19 protein-coding genes are annotated in these 18645 nt (G+C 68.3%); 16 read left to right on the forward strand and 3 right to left on the reverse strand.

The window, feature by feature from the left end; genetic code table 11:
* Positions 1-54: 54 nt before the first annotated feature.
* The 7 genes from E1300_RS18130 to E1300_RS18160 all read left to right on the forward strand — a co-directional run bounded on the left by E1300_RS18130 (position 55) and on the right by E1300_RS18160 (position 8047).
* Positions 55-918 carry an ABC transporter permease gene (locus E1300_RS18130; RefSeq protein WP_131758201.1) on the forward strand — a complete coding sequence of 288 codons (864 nt, stop codon included), beginning with the start codon at positions 55-57 and terminating at the stop codon, positions 916-918.
* Positions 919-1008: 90 nt separating this feature from the next.
* On the forward strand, positions 1009-2160 hold the full coding sequence (locus E1300_RS18135; RefSeq protein ID WP_131758202.1) for a lactonase family protein: 1152 nt from the start codon (positions 1009-1011) through the stop codon (positions 2158-2160).
* An 80-nt stretch (positions 2161-2240) separates the two neighbouring features.
* Complete coding sequence (locus E1300_RS18140; RefSeq protein WP_207399821.1) at positions 2241-3320, forward strand: ABC transporter substrate-binding protein; 1080 nt, start codon at positions 2241-2243, stop codon at positions 3318-3320.
* A gap of 85 nt (positions 3321-3405) precedes the next feature.
* The gene (locus E1300_RS18145) at positions 3406-5289 is read left to right on the forward strand and encodes a PD40 domain-containing protein (protein ID WP_207399822.1); all 1884 of its coding nucleotides are present in this window, start codon (positions 3406-3408) and stop codon (positions 5287-5289) included.
* A gap of 144 nt (positions 5290-5433) precedes the next feature.
* Entirely contained in the window at positions 5434-6105 is a 672-nt protein-coding gene (locus E1300_RS18150) for an EthD domain-containing protein (protein ID WP_131758204.1), read from the forward strand.
* 66 nt (positions 6106-6171) lie between these two features.
* A complete protein-coding gene (locus E1300_RS18155; protein ID WP_131758205.1) occupies positions 6172-6987 on the forward strand; it encodes an aminoglycoside 3'-phosphotransferase in 816 nt (271 codons plus the stop codon).
* Between the two features lie 172 nt (positions 6988-7159).
* Entirely contained in the window at positions 7160-8047 is an 888-nt protein-coding gene (locus tag E1300_RS18160) for a serine protein kinase RIO (RefSeq protein ID WP_242619219.1), read from the forward strand.
* A gap of 54 nt (positions 8048-8101) precedes the next feature.
* Here E1300_RS18160 and E1300_RS18165 read toward each other — a convergent pair whose 3' ends face one another.
* Positions 8102-8581 carry a macro domain-containing protein gene (locus E1300_RS18165; RefSeq protein ID WP_131758207.1) on the reverse strand — a complete coding sequence of 160 codons (480 nt, stop codon included), beginning with the start codon at positions 8579-8581 and terminating at the stop codon, positions 8102-8104.
* A 288-nt stretch (positions 8582-8869) separates the two neighbouring features.
* Here E1300_RS18165 and E1300_RS18170 point away from each other — a divergent pair, with 288 nt between their 5' ends.
* The 5 genes from E1300_RS18170 (at position 8870) to E1300_RS18190 (ending at position 12056) form a co-directional block, all read left to right on the forward strand.
* Complete coding sequence (locus tag E1300_RS18170; protein WP_131758208.1) at positions 8870-9748, forward strand: aldo/keto reductase family oxidoreductase; 879 nt, start codon at positions 8870-8872, stop codon at positions 9746-9748.
* A 153-nt stretch (positions 9749-9901) separates the two neighbouring features.
* On the forward strand, positions 9902-10243 hold the full coding sequence (locus E1300_RS18175) for an ArsR/SmtB family transcription factor (protein WP_131758209.1): 342 nt from the start codon (positions 9902-9904) through the stop codon (positions 10241-10243).
* Entirely contained in the window at positions 10240-10683 is a 444-nt protein-coding gene (locus E1300_RS18180) for an SRPBCC domain-containing protein (protein WP_131758210.1), read from the forward strand. Before E1300_RS18175 ends, E1300_RS18180 begins: the two co-directional genes overlap by 4 nt.
* Positions 10680-10877 (forward strand): hypothetical protein, encoded by a 198-nt coding sequence (locus tag E1300_RS18185; RefSeq protein ID WP_131758211.1) that lies wholly within the window; start codon positions 10680-10682, stop codon positions 10875-10877. The genes E1300_RS18180 and E1300_RS18185 overlap by 4 nt, the downstream gene beginning before the upstream one ends.
* Positions 10878-10928: 51 nt before the next feature.
* Complete coding sequence (locus E1300_RS18190; protein WP_131758212.1) at positions 10929-12056, forward strand: terpene synthase family protein; 1128 nt, start codon at positions 10929-10931, stop codon at positions 12054-12056.
* A gap of 156 nt (positions 12057-12212) precedes the next feature.
* Here the strand turns inward: E1300_RS18190 and E1300_RS52565 are convergent, their stop codons facing one another.
* Positions 12213-12596: a G5 domain-containing protein gene (locus E1300_RS52565; RefSeq protein WP_131758213.1), complete on the reverse strand. Its 384-nt coding sequence runs from the start codon at positions 12594-12596 to the stop codon at positions 12213-12215.
* A 322-nt stretch (positions 12597-12918) separates the two neighbouring features.
* Positions 12919-13431, reverse strand: a complete 513-nt coding sequence (locus E1300_RS18200; protein WP_242619220.1) for a LysE family translocator — start codon at positions 13429-13431, stop codon at positions 12919-12921.
* Positions 13432-13909: 478 nt separating this feature from the next.
* Here E1300_RS18200 and E1300_RS18205 point away from each other — a divergent pair, with 478 nt between their 5' ends.
* The 4 genes from E1300_RS18205 to E1300_RS18225 all read left to right on the forward strand — a co-directional run bounded on the left by E1300_RS18205 (position 13910) and on the right by E1300_RS18225 (position 18559).
* Positions 13910-14638, forward strand: a complete 729-nt coding sequence (locus E1300_RS18205; protein ID WP_242619221.1) for an IclR family transcriptional regulator — start codon at positions 13910-13912, stop codon at positions 14636-14638.
* 129 nt (positions 14639-14767) lie between these two features.
* Positions 14768-15922: a Rieske 2Fe-2S domain-containing protein gene (locus E1300_RS18210; protein WP_207399823.1), complete on the forward strand. Its 1155-nt coding sequence runs from the start codon at positions 14768-14770 to the stop codon at positions 15920-15922.
* A 235-nt stretch (positions 15923-16157) separates the two neighbouring features.
* Positions 16158-17123, forward strand: a complete 966-nt coding sequence (locus E1300_RS18220) for a PDR/VanB family oxidoreductase (RefSeq protein WP_131758216.1) — start codon at positions 16158-16160, stop codon at positions 17121-17123.
* 791 nt (positions 17124-17914) lie between these two features.
* Entirely contained in the window at positions 17915-18559 is a 645-nt protein-coding gene (locus E1300_RS18225; RefSeq protein WP_131758217.1) for an AAA family ATPase, read from the forward strand.
* Positions 18560-18645: the final 86 nt, after the last annotated feature.

An 18645-nucleotide genomic window follows, 5' to 3' on the forward strand; every position in this document is an offset into this window, starting at 1 on the left:
CACCGCCGGCGGGCACCGCGGCAGCGCTGCCGGACACGGAAGAGGAGACCGACCATGGTGACCGCGACCAGAAGTGCGGAGGAGCGCGCGACCGGGACCGCGACGAGGCCCCGGCGGCAGGGCGGCCGGTGGCGCGGCGCGACCACCGTGGTGCTGCTGCGGATCGCGGTGATCATCGTCGCCGGCGTCCTCTGGCAGGTGCTGAGCGGCCCGGTCCTGCCGGAGTACGCGGTCAGCAAGCCCACGGACGTGGTCGACGCCCTCGGCACCTTCCTGCGGTCCTCCCAGGGCTGGACCGACATCAAGGTCACGTCGATCGAGATCCTGGCCGGCTTCGGCATCGGGGTGGCGCTCGGCACCGTGGCGGGCCTGGTCCTCGGCTCGTTCCGCGTCCTCGGGCAGGTGCTGGAGCCGCTGATCGCCGCGATCAACGGCATCCCCAAGATCGCGCTCGCCCCGCTCTTCCTGCTGTTCTTCGGCATCGGCATCTGGTCCAAGATCGCCATCGCGGTCACCGGCGTCTCGTTCGTGGTGTTCTACAACATCTACCTCGGCCTCCGGCTGCGGCAGCGCGAGCTCGTCGAGATCGTCCAGGTGATGGGCGGGCGCCGGCACCACGTGCTCAGCTACGTCACGATCCCCACGCTGGCGGCGCCGTTCTTCGCCGCGCTGAAGACCAGCGGGCCCCTCGCCATCCTCGGCGTCATCGGCGCCGAGTTCATCGCCTCCGCCGAAGGGGTCGGCCACGAGCTGTTCGTGGCCGCCAGCAACCTCGACGCCCCCAACGAGTTCGCCGGCCTCATCGTCCTCGTCGTCATGACGCTCATCCTCAACGGGATCCTCGGCTGGCTCGACGCGTTCGCGCTGAAGAAGCTCGGCCTCGCCGGACGCGAACGCGCCCGCGCCCGCAAGGCCTGAACCCGGGCGCGCGGCCCCGCGACGTCCGGCCCGATCACCCCCACCCCCTCGCCTTTCGCGGTCCGTCGGCCGCGGTTGGGAGTTCTCGCCATGCCCGAATCACACCCGTCCCGCCGCAGCGTCCTGGGCGCGGTGGCGGCGACCGCCGCGGCCCCCCTTCTGGCGGCTACCCCGTCCGCCAGGGCCGCAGGCCGCCGCGACGACCTCCTGTTCGTCAGCCCGTGGAAGGGCACCCAGATCCACGGCGCCCGCTTCGACGCGGCCGCCGGCACCCTGACCCCGCTCGGCCCGGTCGGCGACGCACCGTCCAACTGGACCGCGCTGCACCCCGCGAAACGCCTCCTCTACGTCGGCGGCAGCGAGGACGGCGGCATCGTCCACACCTACGCGATCGACCGGACGACCGGCGCGCTGACCCGGACCGGCACGCCCGTCCGCACCGACGAGGGCGGCACGGCCGGCGGAGGCATCTCCCACCTCGCCGTGGACGCGCCGTCCCGCACGCTGCTGGTCGCCAACTTCGAGGCGGGCCTGGCCGCCTCACTGCCGCTGTCCAACGGCGTGCCGGGACCGCCGGCGTCGGTGGTGCGGGACACCGGCAGCGGCCCGAACCCCCGCCAGAACGGCCCCCACGTCCACCACGTGACGGTCGATCCGAGCGGGCGCCACGCCCTGGTGGCCGACTTCGGCGCCGACCGCGTCTTCGTCCGCCGCTTCGACCGCTCGACAGGCGTCATCACGCCCGGTACCGGGGCGTACGCGTCCGCCCCCGGCTCCGGGCCGCGCCGCGTCCTGTTCCACCCCCGCGGCCGGACGGCGTACGTCCTGAACGAGCTGTCGGGCGACGTGGAGACCCTCGACTGGCGCGACGGCACCCTGACGCGGCGCCAGCGCCTGGCACTGGACTCCGACGCCTTCACCGGCACCAGGAGCGGCGCCGAACTCGCCCTCAGCCGCGACGCCCGCTTCGTGTACGCGTCCAGCAGGGGCGAGAACGTCCTGGTCGTGTTCGCCGCCGACGAGCGGACCGGTTCGCTGCGACTCGTCCAGCGCGTCTCCAGCGGCGGCCTGAAGCCCTGGGCCTTCACCCTGCACCGCAGCGGCCGGTGGCTCCTCGCCGCCAACCAGGCGAGCGGCACCGTCACGGTCTTCGCCGTGGACCGCGGGACGGGCACCCTCACCCCCGCCGGCGACCCGGTCGCCTTCCCCGCACCTGCATGCCTCACCTTCCTCGACCGATAGCGCAGCCACCGACCGGGGCTCCCGACTCACCCGGCCACCACCTCGAAACCCCACCCCGACCCTGGTGACAGGAGACCCTCATGACACACCGCGACCCGATGACCGGCCCGTCCGGCGGCACACCCGTCACCCGCCGCCGCGCGCGCGTCCTCGCGCCAGCGGCCGCGCTGCTGCTCGGCTCGGCACTGCTGACCGCGTGCGGCGGCTCCTCCGGCTCCGGCGGAGACACCGCGGTCACCATCGGCAGCAACGGCAACATCTTCGACATGCCCCTGAAGCTGGCGGACTCCGCCGGCTACTTCCGCAAGCGGGGCCTCAAGGTCAAGTTCGTCACCACGACCGCGTCCACCGGCACCTCGGCACTCCAGTCCGGCTCCGTCCAGTTCCTGAACAACAGCCCGACCGGCTTCACGTCCGCGCTGGCCAAGAAGGTCCCCGAGACCGCGATCGCCGTGTCCGGACTCGGCAACCCGCTCGGGCTCGTCGTCGGCAAGAAGTTCGCCGAGCAGCACAAGCTGACCGCGCAGACCCCGGCGGCGCAGGTGGCCCAGGCCCTCGCCGGCTCGAAGGGAGGCGCCAGCTCCGCCAACACCAAGGCCGAGGCCAACCTGTTCATCAAGGCGAACGGCGTCGACTCCGGCACCGTCAAGTGGGTGACGCTGCCGAGCGCCACCGCGAACAAGGCCGCGCTCAGCAGCGGGCAGATCGACTGGTTCATCACCTCCGAGCCCATCCCGCTCCACGTCCAGAACGAGGGCGACGGCGTCGTCGTCGCGGACCCGCAGAAGGCACCCATGTGGGCCGCCGCGCAGGCCGGATACGGAGAGGTCGTCGTAGCGACCAAGACCTACCTTTCGGGGCACGCCGAGGCCGCCAAGAAATTCGTCGCGGCCGTCCAGGAGGCGAACGCCTACCTCGCCGCCCATCAGGCCGACCCCACCGTCATGGACGTGGCCCGCAAGGCCCAGCCCGGCGTCCCCGACGAGGTCCTGAAGGCCAGCATCGCGCTGGTCGAGTGGCCCAAGACCGGCGCGATGGACGAGGCCGGATGGGCCAAGACCCTCGCCTTCGTCAACTCGCTCGGAGCGCTGCCCAGCGGCACGAAGGTCACCACGGACGACTGGACCAACACGTACCTCCCGGCCGGCGCGCAGTCCTGACACGGCCCGCGCCGGGCCGCCGAGCGGCCCGGCGAACCCCACCCCCGGCCTAGCGAGAGGAAATGGTGGAGCGATGGAAACCAGCATGAGGCGCAGGACGTTCCTGGCGGCCGGCGCGGCCACGGTCGGCGCCGGCCTGCTGCCCGGCCCCTTCTCCGTGGCGGCCGCCGCGGCCGGCAAGAAGGGCGTGCTGCTGATGAACCGGATCGGACCGTCCTCGTCGGACCTCTACATCGCCGACATCGACGGCACCAACGAGCGCCCGCTGCTGGCGGCGCGGGGCTTCGACTACCACGCGAGCGTCTCCGCGGACGGCCGGTCGGTCGTCTTCACCTCGGAGCGCACGGGCGACGGCAACTCCTGCCTCTACCGCGCCCGCATCGACGGGACGAACGTCCAGCCCCTCGTGACCGGCCCGGCCATGGACGACTCCGGCGTCCTGTCACCGGACGGGACGAAGCTGGCGTTCGTCTCCACTCGCGGTGACCACCGGGCGCACATCTGGGTGCTGAACCTGCGCACCAACGCGCTGCGCTGCCTGACCAGCGGCCCGGCCGTCGCCGGCGACCCCAGCCTCCCCGACGGCCACTTTCGGCCCGCCTGGTCGCCCGACGGCCAGTGGATCGCCTTCTCCAGCGATCGCAACACCCCCTGGCGCGGGCACGACGACGGCCACGGCTGGGAGCACACGCAGGAACTCAGCGTCTACGTCATCCGGCCGGACGGCACCGGGTTCCGGCAGGTCGCGTCCAGGTCGGGCTACTGCCTCGGCTCCCCGAAGTGGTCACCGGACGGCCGCCGGATCGTCTTCTACGAGATCACGACCGAGGGGACCTGGCTCGCCCACCGCCCGGAGGGCATCGGGAAGGTCGCCTCGCAGATCGTCTCCGTCGACGTCGCGACCGGCGCCCGCGTTGAGCACACGTCCGGCGCCGGCCTGAAGGTCTCACCCCAGTACGTCAACGCCACCGAGATCGGCTACCTCGTCAAGGGCGGAGCCGACGAGGGCCTGGCGTACACCTCCGGAACCTTGCCCCCGGTCAAGCGGGCATTGCGCTCGCCGGTCTGGACACCGGACGGCAAGTCCGTCATCTACCAGAAGGTCGGGTTCGCTCCGCGCCCGGTCGACACACCCCTCTACAGCTGGGACGCGGACTGGGAGTACCGCCACTGCGACGTGTTCCCCGTCCTGTCGAGGCAGGGCCGCCTCGCGATCACCGAGAAGCAGCTCGGCAACTCCTCGATCGTCACCCTGCGCCCGGACGGCACCGACCGGAAGGTCGTCTTCGACAACGCCGCCAGCGGCCTCGACCCGGCGCTGATCGCCAAGGGGCTCGCCGGCGCGTTCCGTCCCGCGTGGTCGCCGGACGGCGCCTGGATCGCCTTCGGCCTCGGCGGATGGTTCCAGGAGCGCCGGGAGATGACCGCCGTCGTCGCCCGGGTGCGCAGCGACGGCTCGACCTGGGAGAAGCTCACCGACGGCACGACCAACGCCGGGTTCCCGAGCTACTCGCCCGACGGCAACGAGATCGTCTACCGCGTGTGGGGCGAGGACGCCAAGGGCCTCCGCGTCCTCGACCTCAGGACCGGCGCGACGCGCGTCCTCACCGAGGAGTACGACAACCTGCCCGACTGGTCCGCGGACGGCAGGCTCATCCTCTTCACCCGCAAGACGAGCGCGACCAACTTCGACGTGTGCACCGTCCGCCCCGACGGGACCGGCCTGCGCGTCCTGACGAGCAGCGGCGCGAACGACGGCCACGCCGTCTGGAACCACGACGGGCGCATCCTCTACAACAGCGGCATGTACGGCTTCCGCCAGGAGGCGGCGCTGTACGACAACACCTTCCAGCCCTACGGCCAGATCTTCAGCATGAAGGCCGACGGCTCCGACAAAGAACTGCTGACCGACAGCCAGTGGGAGGACTCGATGCCGCTCTACCTGCCGCAGGACGTCCTGTCCCGATGACACGCGAGCCCCCTGTCCGCCGCGGTGGGCAGGGGGCTGCACGGCCGCGGCCGGCTGGACTACCATCGCTCCCGCCTTGATCGAAGGCGCCGCCGTCCGCCTTCCGGCGTCGCAGCGAGCGCCCCGGCGGAGGGTGCCGAGACCGTGACCAAGCTGATCCTCGCCCTGCACGGCGCCGGCCTCGGCGACCGCCTGCTCGCGCCGCTCCTGCGCACGGCCCTGGCCGACGCCGGGGCGACCGCCGTCCAGGTCAACCTCGACGACGCCGACGTGGCGCCCGCGCTGCGCTTCGGCCCGGCGGAACCGATCACCGCGCTGGTCTCCGTCTGGACCGGCGGGGACCCCGAGCCCGTCATCGCCGCCGTCGCCGACGCCGCCGCGGAGCCGCAGCCGTACGCCTACCGCGTCACCGAGCGGGTCCGCCTCGACCCGGCGCCCGTCCCCGACGGCACCCGCGCGAACGTGTACGCCCAGATCGCCCTGCTGCGCCGCCCCGAGGCGATGACGCGGGAGGAGTACCTGGACTACTGGATGGTGCACCACACACCCATCGCCATCCGGACGCAGAACACGTCGGCGTACATCCAGAACATCACCGAGGAAGCGCTGACACCGACGTCACCGGACGTCTCCGCCATCGTCGAGGAGCACTTCCCGATGGCCGCGATGACCGACCCGCACGCCTTCCACGGAAGCGACGGCGACCAGACCGAACTCCAGCGCCGCTCGAAGGCGCTGATGACCAGCGTCGCGCGCTTCGGCGCCGACCAGGGCCTGGACCTGGTCCCCACAAGCCGCTACTTCTGGTCCCTCTGACCGACACCCCCCGAGGCACCGAAATCGGTTGGCGATGGCCGGACGGTCCGGGAAGATCATGTTCCTATGAGCAGTCGTCCGGCCAACTCCGAGGTACCGACCGGGACGCTGCGCGTTCCCGGCATCGTGACGGCGCTCGCCGGCGGCGCGGCCATCACCCCGGTCTGGCGCAACGAACTCGGTGGGCTGACCTTCCGCCTCGATGACGCGACCGGCGGAAGCAGGTACGTCAAGTGGATCGCCGCGGGCACCCCCGAGATCGACCTGCCCGGCGAAGCCGAACGTCTGGCCTGGGCGCAGCAGTGGGCGCGCGTCCCGCCCGTCCTCGACCAGGGCGCCAACGCCGAGGGGACGTGGCTGGTCACCGCCGCCGTCCCCGGCCGGCCGGCAGTGGACTCCCGCTGGAAGGCCGAGCCCGCTCCCGCAGCGGCCGCGATCGGCCGTGGCCTGCGCCTGCTGCATGACGCCCTTCCGGTGGACCGGTGCCCGTTCGACTGGAGCATCGAGCGCCGTTTGCTGCGCGCGGACGAGCGCATCGCCGACGGCGAAGGACCGGCCGACTGGGCCCCCGAACACCGGCACCTCCAGCTCACCGAGGCCCGGGCACTGCTCGACAACCCACCGGCGATCGACCGCCTCGTGGTCTGCCACGGCGACGCCTGCACCCCCAACACCCTGCTGCACGACGACGGCACGTTCGCCGCACACGTCGACCTTGGTTCGCTCGGCGTGGCCGACCGGTGGGCCGATCTCGCCGTCGCGACGTGGAGCCTCGAATGGGACTACGGTCCCGGCTCCGACGGCGTCCTGTACGACGCCTACGGAGTTGATCCCGACCCGGAACGCATCACCTACTACCGCCTACTCTACGACCTGGCGTAACCGCCAACCACCGTCCGGTTAATACGTTGCGAGGTCCCGGAGCGGACGGGCATGCTGGGCCCGATCGAGCGGCGACGAGCGCTGCCTGGACTTAAGGAGGGCTGACGGATGTCCATCACTGTGCTGCGGCATGTCCGCATCAGTCCCACCTTCATGTTCAGGAGCACACCCGTTGTCTTCCGAGTACGAACTCTCTGACTCCGACCTCGACTCCCGCTCGCCCGCTTCGACCGAGGACTTCGTCTTCACGTTCCATTCGGTCGACGAGAAGCTGGGCCCGGATCAGCGTTGGTCCACCTGGCTGGACGTCGAGCGGGGTTGTCGCGGCCCGGAACCACGTCCCTCGTGGGTCGTGACGGAACAGGCCGCGATCGACACCGAGCTCGGCATCCTCAAGACCGGCAAGGAAGCCGACGTCTTCCTGCTCGAACGGGCCGTCGAAGCCATCGGCGACAACCCCGCGAAATCCTCGCTGCTGGCCGCGAAAAGGTACCGCACCGAGGAGCACCGGTCCTTCCACCGCAGTACCTCCTACGTCGAAGGCCGCCGTACCCGCAACAGCCGCGACAGCCGCGCGATGGCGAAGAAGACCTCGCACGGCCGCAGCGTCGCAGCAGGTCAGTGGGTCTACGCCGAATGGGACGCCCTCACCCGGCTGTGGAAGGCCGGCGTCCCGGTGCCGTATCCCGTACAGGTGGACGGCACCGAACTGCTGATGGAGTTCATCGACGACGGCGAGGGCGGTGCCGCGCCCCGGCTCGCCCAGGTCCGCCCGTCGAAGGAACTGCTCGGCGTGTACTTCGAGCAACTCCGCGACGGCATGCGCGAATTGGCCCGCGCGGGGCTCGCGCACGGCGACCTCTCGCCGTACAACGTCCTGGCGCAGGCCGAGCGGATCGTGCTGATCGACCTACCGCAGGTCGTCGACATCGTCGGCAACCCGAAGGGCATGGACTTCCTGATGCGCGACTGCCACAACATGGCCGCCTGGTTCACCAACCGCGGGCTCGAAATCGACGAACAGGAGCTGTTCGCCGACCTGCTCGCGATGGTGTTCTGATCGCCTCGCCTCGTACGCGTCCATCGAATATCGGAAGCGGCCACCGGGAACGGCCTATGCCGTGTCGTAGACGGTGACGTCGATGCCGGGGTCGACGAGCTCGCTGACGATGAGGGGCTCGATGCGGTCCCATCGACCACCGGCCAGGCCCGTACCGATGCGGGGGAGATGGACGGTCGCCTTGAGCTCGATGGCGTGTGCGGCCAGGCGGTGCAGGCATCGCTGCACCGCCTGGTAACGGATCGGCGGCCCGGAGCTACGGCCGTGCCGGGCGCCGTGCTGGCCGATCATGTTGGCGACCCAGATGTCGCGCTGGACCTGGACCAGTTGGGTCGCACCGAGCGCGAAGTCGTTGTCCGCACGCTCGCGATGCCAGCGCCGGTAGGCCGCCTCGGGCTCGGGCCAGCGTCGGGACACCGCCAGAACGAACCCTTTGCCCCATCCGCCGCGGTCATTGCAGACATGCGCGATGATCTTGGGACCCTTGGCCTGCGGAGACGTGGCGTCACCCTGGACGTAGCGGATCTGCGCCATGATCAGCACGATAACCGCGTGTCCGGTCATCCATCAGGCCCGGGAGCGGTGGGGCCGGACGGTGGAGTGGCGCACGGACGGTCATGGCGGATTCTGGCTGACCCCGGCCAGAAGACGAGAGAGCTCGGAGTACCGCATCGCCTTCATCGTCGCCACCGACCGTCCCCCTCTCCAGTGGGCGGGTTACGCACTTTTGGGTGCCTACTTCCCGATAGGTAGTGTCTTCCTCATGCTGATGCAGGGACGCCCCCGGCGCCACCCCTCAACTGCATGACGAAAGGCAACCTGATGAGCACTCTTCCCGGCGGCACTTGGACTCTGGGCGACCTGACCGTCACCCGGTTCGGCTACGGCGCCATGCAGCTGGCCGGCCCGCAGGTCATGGGACCACCGGCCGACCGCCAGGGCGCCCTGGCCGTCCTGCGTGAAGCGGTCGACCTGGGCATCACCCACATCGACACCAGCGACGCCTACGGGCCGCGGGTCACCAACGAATTGATCCGCCAGGCCCTGCACCCCTATCCCGAGTCACTGCACATCGTGACCAAGGTGGGCGCGACCCGCGACCCCCAGGGCGGCTGGCCCCCGGCCCGGCGACCTGAGGAGCTGCGCCGCCAGGTCCATGACAACCTCACCTCTCTCGGGCTGGACGTTCTCGACCTGGTCAACCTCCGGCTCGGCGACGCCGCAGGCCCGCAGCCCGGCTCGCTCGCCGAGGCGTTCGAGACGCTCGTCGAACTGCAGCAGGAGGGCCTGATCCGCCACCTGGGGGTCAGCAACGCCACCGAAGAGCAGGTCGCCCAGGCGCGGAGCATCGCGCCGATCGTGTGCGTGCAGAACATGTACAACCTCGCCCACCGCCACGACGACGAGCTCATCGACCGGCTCGCCGCCGACGGCATCGCCTACGTGCCCTTCTTCCCCCTCGGCGGGTTCACCCCGCTGCAATCCTCGGCGCTCTCAGCGGTGGCCGCCCGCCTGGAGGCCACGCCGATGTCCGTCGCACTGGCCTGGCTGCTGCAACGATCGCCGAACATCCTGCTCATCCCCGGCACGTCGTCCACGGCACACCTGCACGAGAACATCACCGGCGCAGGACTCACCCTCTCCGACGAGGACCTGAAGAAGCTGGACGACATCGGGCTCGGCGCAACCGCCACCAACTGAGCCGGACCATCGTGCGGTGGGTGTTCCAAGACCGGAACACCCACCGCCCGGGCCGACCCCCCAAGCCAACGTGCTCGTAGGAGTGCTCCACACCCTCGGCTCAAACTTAAGCCTCCACTTGACTATTCCAATCCGGCGCCTAAAGTTAAGTACATGCTTAAGCGTCAGGAGGAGGCGGACCGGGTGTTCCACGCGCTCGCGGACGCCAACCGGCGGGCGGTGATCGAGCGCCTGACCCGCGGCCCGGCCACCGTGTCCGAGCTGGCGGCCCAGCTCGGAGTGACCGTCGCCGCCACCGTCCAGCACCTCCGGGTGCTCCAGGACAGCGAGCTGGTGCGGACGGAGAAGGTCGGGCGGGTCCGCACCTGCCAGATCGATCCGGCCGGCCTCCGCAACGCCGAGGCGTGGTTGCGGCGCCAGCGCACGGCGTGGGAGCACCGCCTGGACCGCCTCGGCGCGGTCCTCGACGACCAGGCGAAGGAGCCAGGATCATGACCGACCACTCGGTGAAGCACAGCACGTTCACGCTGGAGCGGACCTACGCCGCCTCGCCCGCCGCGGTCTTCGCGGCCTGGTCCGATCGCGACACCAAGGCGAAGTGGTACGCGCCCGAGGACGGCCGTTACGCACTGGACTTCCGGGTCGGCGGCACCGAGGCCGTGCACGGCGGTGACGGAGCAGACCTCGTCGCCAGGAGCGAGTACCACGACATCGTCACCAACGAGCGCATCGTCTACACCACGGCCCTGTTCACCGGCGAGGTCCTGTCAACGGTGTCACTGACCACGGTGCAGTTCGCTCGCGATGGCGACGGGACCCACCTGGTCCTCACCGAACAGGACACCTTCCTGGACGACCAGGAACAGCCTGAGTGGCGCGAGCAGGGAACCGGCGACTGGCTGGACGCCCTCGGCCGCCAGGTCGGCCGGCGATGACGGCCGACAGCGACCGGGGAATCCGCGAACTGCTGGAGACCCACACCCAGGCACTCCGCCGCCGGGACGCCGCCACCGCTGCCGCCGCCTACGACGACGACCTCGTCCTGTACGACGCGGTCGGCCCGTTCGCCCCTGGCTTCTCGCCGCCACCCGCCGGGCACGGGACGGCTTCGTACCAGCGACTACTCTGACCCTTCGAGTCGGCACGTGTACCGATCGTTACCAGTGAGCATGAAGCCGGTATGGACGCCCCCGTGCGACACCCCGCCTTCCACATGCCGTTCGCCGCACGCACCAACCCTCATCTGGAGCAAGCGCGCCAGCACGTGAAGCAGTGGGCCCACCGGGTCGGGCTGCTCGCCCCCGAGTACACCACCGCTTGGCCGGAGCGGTGGAGCGAGCGCAAGTTCGACGAGGCGGATTTCCCGTTGTGGACGGCGATGACGCACCCCGACGCCGGAGCCGATGAGCTGAACCTGGTCACCGACTGGCACGTGGCCCTGTGGTTCGTCGACGACCTGTTCCTTCCGCTGTTCAGGCAGCACAACGACCACAGGACCGCCCGCCGTCAGGTGAGAAGACTGCTGCAATTCCTGCCCGTCGACGCCCTGCCCCGGCCGCACCTGGTACCCCGGAACCCAGTGGAGCGGGCGTTCGCCGACCTATGGCCCAAGACCGCGCCGACAATGACACCTGGCTGGCGGATGCGGTTCCGGGGCGACATCGACCGCTTCCTCCACGGCGTGCTGTGGGAACTCGACCACATCGAGCAGGAAGGCCGACCAGGAACAGCCGTGCGCAAGGGAATCGTCGACCCGATCGAGTTCGTCCATGTCCGCCGGGAGTTCGGCGGGCTGCCCATGACCAGCACCCTGATGGAGCACGGCCTGGGCGAAATCCCAGACGGGATCCACCGCCTGCGTCCCTTTCAAAGCGCCCTGCACGCTTTCGCCGACATCATCAGCCTCCACAACGACATCGTTTCCTACGACCGTGAGGTCGCCGAGGGAACCGTCGACAACAACGGCGTCGAGGTACTACGCAAAGCTCTGAACTGCGACCGGCAGCGGGCGGTCGACCTGCTGAACGCCCAACTCACCGCCCGCGTCAACACGCTGCAACACACCGTCGACACCGAGATGCCCCGCGCCTTGGAAGCCGAAGACCTGCCCGGCCCCCTGCCCCCGTGGATCGCCGCGTACCTTGAGGCGCTCAAAACCGCCACCGCCGGTTCCTACGCGTGGCACACCCAGACCGGCCGTTTCCGGAAACCACCGCTCCGTGCCCGCATCCCGCAGGGCCCCACCGGCCTAGGCACCTCCGCCGCCCACCCCACCAGGCCAGCCACCGCGACCCGCCCAGGCCACTGACCGAGCCCTCCAGGCTGCATGCCTACGTCGCGCTCAGCCTGCTGACCAGCACCCGCACCGACAGGAAGCTGCCCACTCAGGCCGCCGAGGCTCTGCGCAGGCATCACGCGCCAGGCCGGGCAGAAGCTCAGGATCGGTACGGCGTGGCAGACCAACTCACTCGCAGGCGATGCCATCGCCGTCACGGTCTAGGTCGTAGATGTCCGATCCGATGACGCGGACGGGACCTGTGACATAGCCGGGACCGTCGCCACTGCCGCCCGCGCAATCGACATCGCTCGTGATCGGCACACAGGCACCGCTGTAGTTCGGGTCGCACTGCCGCGTCGGCTTCGTGCCGACGGCGACGATCTGAGTGACCGGCGCCTTGCTGACCACTCTCCGTAGCAGTTTCCTCCTGGTCTCCACGCCGTCCGTGATGGTGACTCGATAGGTAAGCGTTCTCACGCCCGCGACGCCACGAATTCTCACCTTGGACTTGCCTTTGGCGAGTACAGGGTCCTTCACACTCTTGGTCTTGTAGGGGATCGCTTGGGTCATGGTGACTGTGCGGATCTTGACCGTCGGCGTTGAGGAAGGTGTGGGTGACGATCTGCCTGGAGGAGCGGATGACACACCTTTGGCGTCAGTCGTCGCGGGTGTTGTGGTCGATCCACACCCCGTGCTGGACGTGAGAAGAAGAGCGGTGACGGCTATGGCCGTGCCCGAGCGTCTCATGAAGCCCCCTTCGACAGGAGAATCCTGCACTCGGCGGCCCTGGGCCGACAGGGACCAGAGTCCCGTGAGCGCGCCTCATCACCTTCTACTCGGAGGAGGGGGCGTAGAAGGGCGGGTTTGGAGACGGTGTCAATGGTCGGTGCATTTAGCGCGCTTCGGCGGCTAGGCGGAGCGCCAGCCCGATCAACACCGTACCGGCGAGGTACTCCATGCGGCGCCTTATCGCGGCCCGCTGGAAGAAGCGGTGCGCCCACGTGATCAAGAAGACGATCACGACGTACCATGCCAGGTCGATCAGCGTCGAGATGAGCGCCAACAGCAGCAGGACCGCCGGCACCGGGGCGCCCGCCGGGACGAACTGCGGCAGGAACGAGATCGCGAACACGGCGGCCTTCGGGTTCGCGAGGTTGGTCAGCAGGCCCAGCCGATAGCCCCGCCACCACGACGGCCCCGGTTCCTCGGCCGCCTCACCGGAGCCCGGCCCGGCGAATGAGCCGAGGCGAGCCTGCCGAACCATCCTGGCGCCGAGGCACACCAGGACGACCGCACCGGCGATGCGCACCACGTCATATGCCAGCCGCGATGCCAGCAGCATCGCCGAAAGGCCGAGTGCGGCGGTCACCGACCACAGCAGCCACCCGGTCTCGTTGCCGAGCACGGCGGCGGTTCCCGCGGACCGTCCGAAGCGCACCGTGGCGCATGATCACCATGGTGGTGGGGCCGGGTGCCATAGAGATCAGCAGCGACGCCACCGCGAAGGCGGCCAAACCGTCCGTCATGCGCCCTCCTCGACCGACGGCGAGCGCCCTGGGAAGGCGGTGCGCTCCACCAGTGCCCATCGCCCGGATCACCGGAACCCGCGAATCGAAGCTATTCGCAGGTGTCCTGATCGGCCAAGGCCCCCGGAGAAGAGTCCGCTCGGTTCGAGGAGGGCGTGGAATCCTGGACGGACGAGACTCGCTAGGTAAGCCGCTCGCCGGGTATCGGCCACGTTCGGCTAACGTGCGAAAGATGACGTGTCCGCCGCCCAGAAATCGGTGTGACGTGCGCGGGTCGATAAAGGGCGGCATGCCTGGGGTGAGCAGGAGCGCGAGAGCATGACCAGGAGGGGGCATCCCACTGGCCCTAGTGGGCCGGTGGTCGGACGTGCCCTGCGGCTGCTGGACGCGTTCAGTGCCGAGCGGCCCGAGTTGACTCTGAGTGACATCGCCCGCCGAGCGGACGTGCCGCTGGCCACCACGCATCGCTTGCTGAACGAGCTGCGTGCCTGGGGGGCCGTCGAGCGCGGCGAGGACGGCCTGTACCGCATCGGGCTGAGGCTGTGGGAGCTGGGCACGCTCGCCCCTCGCGGTCAGGGCCTGCGAGAACGCGCCCTGCCCTTCCTTGAGGACCTGTCCCAGATCACCCGGGAGAACGTGCAACTGGCCGTCCGGGAGGGCACGAAGGTCGTCTTCATCGAACGGATCGCCGGCTCCGGTGCCGTCCCCGTCCTGACCCGGGTGGGCGGGCGGTTCGCGCTCACCGCGACCGGGGTCGGCCTGGTCCTGCTCGCCCACGCTCCCACCGAAGTGCAGGACGAAGTCCTCAGCGGCCCGATCGAGCGCTATACCAGCCGGACCGTGACCGATCCCGTCCGGCTCCGCCGCATGCTGGCCGACGTTCGTACCAGCGGCTACTCCATCAGCGACCGCCAGGTGACGCTCGACGCCTGTTCCGTGGGCGCCGCCATCCACGACCGGCGCGGGCAGGTGGTGGCGGCGGTCTCACTGGTCGTCCGGCATGGCAGTGCCTCGCCCCATGCCTTGGGCCTGCTGGTGCGCACGAGCGCCCGCTCGATCTCCCGGGCCCTGGCCGGTCCGGTCTGACCGGCCGGCGAATCTCTTCCATTTTCCGGAAGGCGGGCTCGGCTCGGACGGCATGTCCAGCCACTCTGTGACTCACGGCACAACACAGCCTGACGAGAAACTGCTCCTCGCGTTCGAGAGCACGACCGCATGTCGGCGCCGCTCGCGCCCTTCCCGGTCGGTCGTGCGCCTCTCCGGCAGAGCCGGACGCGTGGAGCCCGTCCAGGCGAACCCGAGGAGGCGATCCTGATGATCGGCATTCCGCGCGACCAGTGGTATGTCGCCGCGTACAGCTCTGAGATCGGCCAGGAGTTGTTCTCCCGAACGATCTGCTCAGAGCCGATCCTGTTCTGGCGCACCCGGAGCGGACAGGTGACCGCGGTGTCCGACCGATGCGTGCACCGCCGCTTTCCGCTCTCGCAGAGCCCTTCCCGGCTGGTGGACGACCAGGTGGTCTGCGGATACCACGGCTTCACCTACGGACCCGACGGCAAATGCACCGCGGTCCCTGGACAGACCCGCATTCCGCGTACCGCCCGCCTTCAGCCGTATCCGCTGGTCGAGCAGGACTCCCTGGTGTGGGTGTTCATCGGAGATCCGGCCAAGGCCGACGCGGCGTCCATTCCGCGCGCCCCCTACCTGGACTCGCCCGGCTACACGACCGTGGCCGGGATGGAGCCGCTCAAGGCACGGTTCTCACTACTGGTCGACAACCTGCTCGATCTCAGCCACGAGACCTATCTGCACGGTGGGTACATCGGCACGCCCGAGGTCGCGGCCACACCGATCACCACCGAAGTCGACGAGGACGCCGGCGTCGTTCATGTGTCGCGCCACATGGACGACGCCGAGTGCCCGCCCTTCTACGCCAAGTCCACTGGACTGCAAGGCCGCATCTCACGCTGGCAGGACATCGAGTACACCCCTCCCTGCCTGTACAAGCTGCACAGCCGCATCGCTCCGGTCGGGTCCGTCCCGAATCCGGACGGCAGCGACCCGGACGCCTTCCACGTCGAGGTCGTCTACGCCATCACGCCCGAGACCGAGCACTCCACCCATGACTTCTGGGCGGTGGCCCGGGACTTCGCGCTCGACGACCAGGAGGTCTCGGACTTCCTCGCGGAGAACAACAGGACCGTCGTGCTGCAGGACGTGACGGCCCTTGAAATCCTCGAACGAGTCGTCGCGACCGAACCCGAGGGCTACCAGGAACTGTCGATCAACATCGACACCGGCGGGCTCGCCGCACGCCGGATGCTCAAGCGCATCGGTGCCCAGCAGCAGTCCGTCCCGGCCCGCTCATGAGCGGCGTCCCCGCCCGGCGGTCGATGCTTTCCGGTGACCGCGTCAACCGCATCCACTGGATCCCGGGAACCGACCAGCTCCGTGCCGTTTGCCACTGTTCGGCGGAGCGCGACTTCGAGGACCCGGTCCAGCTCTGGGAATGGCTGCTGTCCCATCCCGATGGGCACGACACGCCACCGCCCACGGTCCGCGATGTGGCTCCGTCCTCCGACCGCCGACAGGAGGTGACCATTCCATGAAGGTCACCCCTCATGCCGAGCATGAACTCGACCTGATCCTGGACCGCAAAGAGGTTGTCGCCGAGGGGGTCGTGCGGCTGACGCTGCGATCTCCTGACGGGTTGCGCCTGCCTTCCTGGGAGCCGGGCGCCCACGTGGATCTCGTGCTCCGCGAGGGACTCGTACGGCAGTACTCGCTGTGCGGGGATCCCAACGATCTCTCCACCCTGCAAGTCGCGGTACTTCGCGAGGAAGGCGGACGCGGAGGATCGCGGTACGTCCACGACGTCCTCGCAGAAGGGCAGCCGATCCGCGTCCGCGGACCGCGCAACCACTTCGCTCTGGTGGAGGCCAAGAGCTACCTGTTCATCGCGGGAGGCATCGGCATCACACCGATCCTGCCGATGATCGAGGCGACCGAGCAGGCGGGCCGCGCTTGGCGGCTGGTCTACGGCGGCCGGACCCGGACCTCCATGGCCTTCGCGGAGGATCTTCAAACCCGGTACCCGAGCCGCGTGGACATCCGCCCTCAGGACGAGCACGGCCTGCTCGACCTCCCGACCCTGCTGGCCTTGCCGGACGACGCCACCGATACCGCCGTCTACTGCTGCGGCCCCGAACCACTGCTACAGGCCGTCGAACAGCACTGCGAGACCTGGCCCCCCGGTGCGCTCCATGTCGAACGCTTCGTTCCCAAAACCGACACCGGGCCCCGGGACGCGTTCGACGTCGAACTCGTCCAGAGCGGCATGGTCGTGACCGTTCCGGCCGACCGCTCCATCCTCCAGGTCGTGGAGGACGCCGGAGTGCCCGTGCTGTCCTCCTGCCGGGAAGGCACCTGCGGCACCTGCGAGACGGCCGTTCTCGGCGGCGAGCCCGACCACCGCGACTCCCTGCTCACCGACGAGGAGAAGGCCGCGAACGACACCATGATGATCTGCGTGTCCCGATCACGCTCCGCACGCCTGCTCCTAGACCTCTGAAAGCCCCACCCACAAAGGGCCCCCAACACCGCCCCGGTGGTCTACCTCGACCGCCACGAAGTGTGGAAAGCAAGAAGGTACGGGCATCCACCGATGCGTCGGTCAGCCCATCGCCCGTCTGGAAGCCGAGCAAGTCCTCTGAATGTGGTGGCGTTGGCTCTCTGATTGGCTCCCGCGGGACTTCGGAGATCGAACAAGGGCTCCGATTTGTCTCTCGGAGCCCTTCTGACCTGCGGTTTCGCTGTCGGGACGGCGGGATTTGAACCCACGACCCCTTGACCCCCAGGACGGCGGGGGAGCGGTTTGCGCAGCTTGAGCAACTTTCGAACGCGTGCGCGAAGTGCTGTGATCGGCGGTGTGTTCGCCGTGAGGCATAGCGTGTGGTCCCCGCGTGGTCCCCGGCGTCGGCCTGTTAACCGGGTTCTTCTCAGATATCCACAGTGATCTGCTCAGATGTTTTTGTTCAGTGTTTGACCTGCGCTTAAGTCGCTCGCTGGTTCTCGTCGCTTACCGGTGGTTTTGGCTGCCATGTGCCCTCGACGTGCACTAAGCTGCCTGGAAGGGCCTAGGGGCCTGCACGTTGGCCCTTGGATGCTCTATGGCACGACTGCTGGCGGCCAGTCCAACCTGGGACGAGTCAGGGACCTCCCGAGCCTTCGGTGATACTCCTGGATTCGCGTCCTCTGGCATGGATTCCGGTATACGGGTGTTGGTAAGAATCGACTGTCTACGCGTCCTCATTGTCTTCTATGACATACGAGGGGCATTTGGAACTTTATTTGCCTGACTACGTGGAGGACGAAATGGCGAAATGGTGGGAATTAACAATTCCTGTCGTTGGAGCTTTGGGTGGGGTTGGGATTACATCCGGCATACAGATGGTGACTGAAGCAAGGAAGAGAAAGCATGAGATTGAGCTGAAGCATCATGATGAAAAAAAGCTGGCTTACGCCAATTTTGTAATCCACGTGGACGAACTGTTGAAATGCAATCAAGAGATTAGTGAAATTCGCACACGAGTTGACAAATACAGGAAGATGCTTGAAGGGCTTAATGATCGAAGAATTGAGGCGGAGCATACTATTATTGATCTTGAAGAAGAAGCTAGAGTCGGCAATTCTCGGCTTGGAAGTGAAGGGCTAGAGCGTCTTGCAGAACTAAAAAGAACCCTGGAAGAATTGCCGTTGGAGCGAAATGATATTGATGCAAAATTCGACCACGAAGAGGAAAGACTTGAAGCTCTCACTAAAACTCTCAATGAACTTGCAGTCGAGGTGCGAAAATCCACTTCGGTAATTGAGTTTCTTGGTTCGAATGCAGTAAGGCGTTGTGCGAATAAACTGTCTTACAGTATTCTAATCCCGGAACTAGCGACTGACGTTACCAAGGCTAAAGAGGAATTTATATCTGCCGCCAGAAAAGATTTGGGGGTATGACCAAACATTGGCGGAGCTGGACGGCGCCGGACTTGCGTGGGGGCGGGGCCTCGTAGCCTGAATCGGCGGACGGGCAGCACCTGCCC

Origin of the sequence: Actinomadura fibrosa (assembly GCF_900659615.1) — a bacterium.
In the GTDB taxonomy this organism is placed as follows: domain Bacteria; phylum Actinomycetota; class Actinomycetes; order Streptosporangiales; family Streptosporangiaceae; genus Spirillospora; species Spirillospora fibrosa.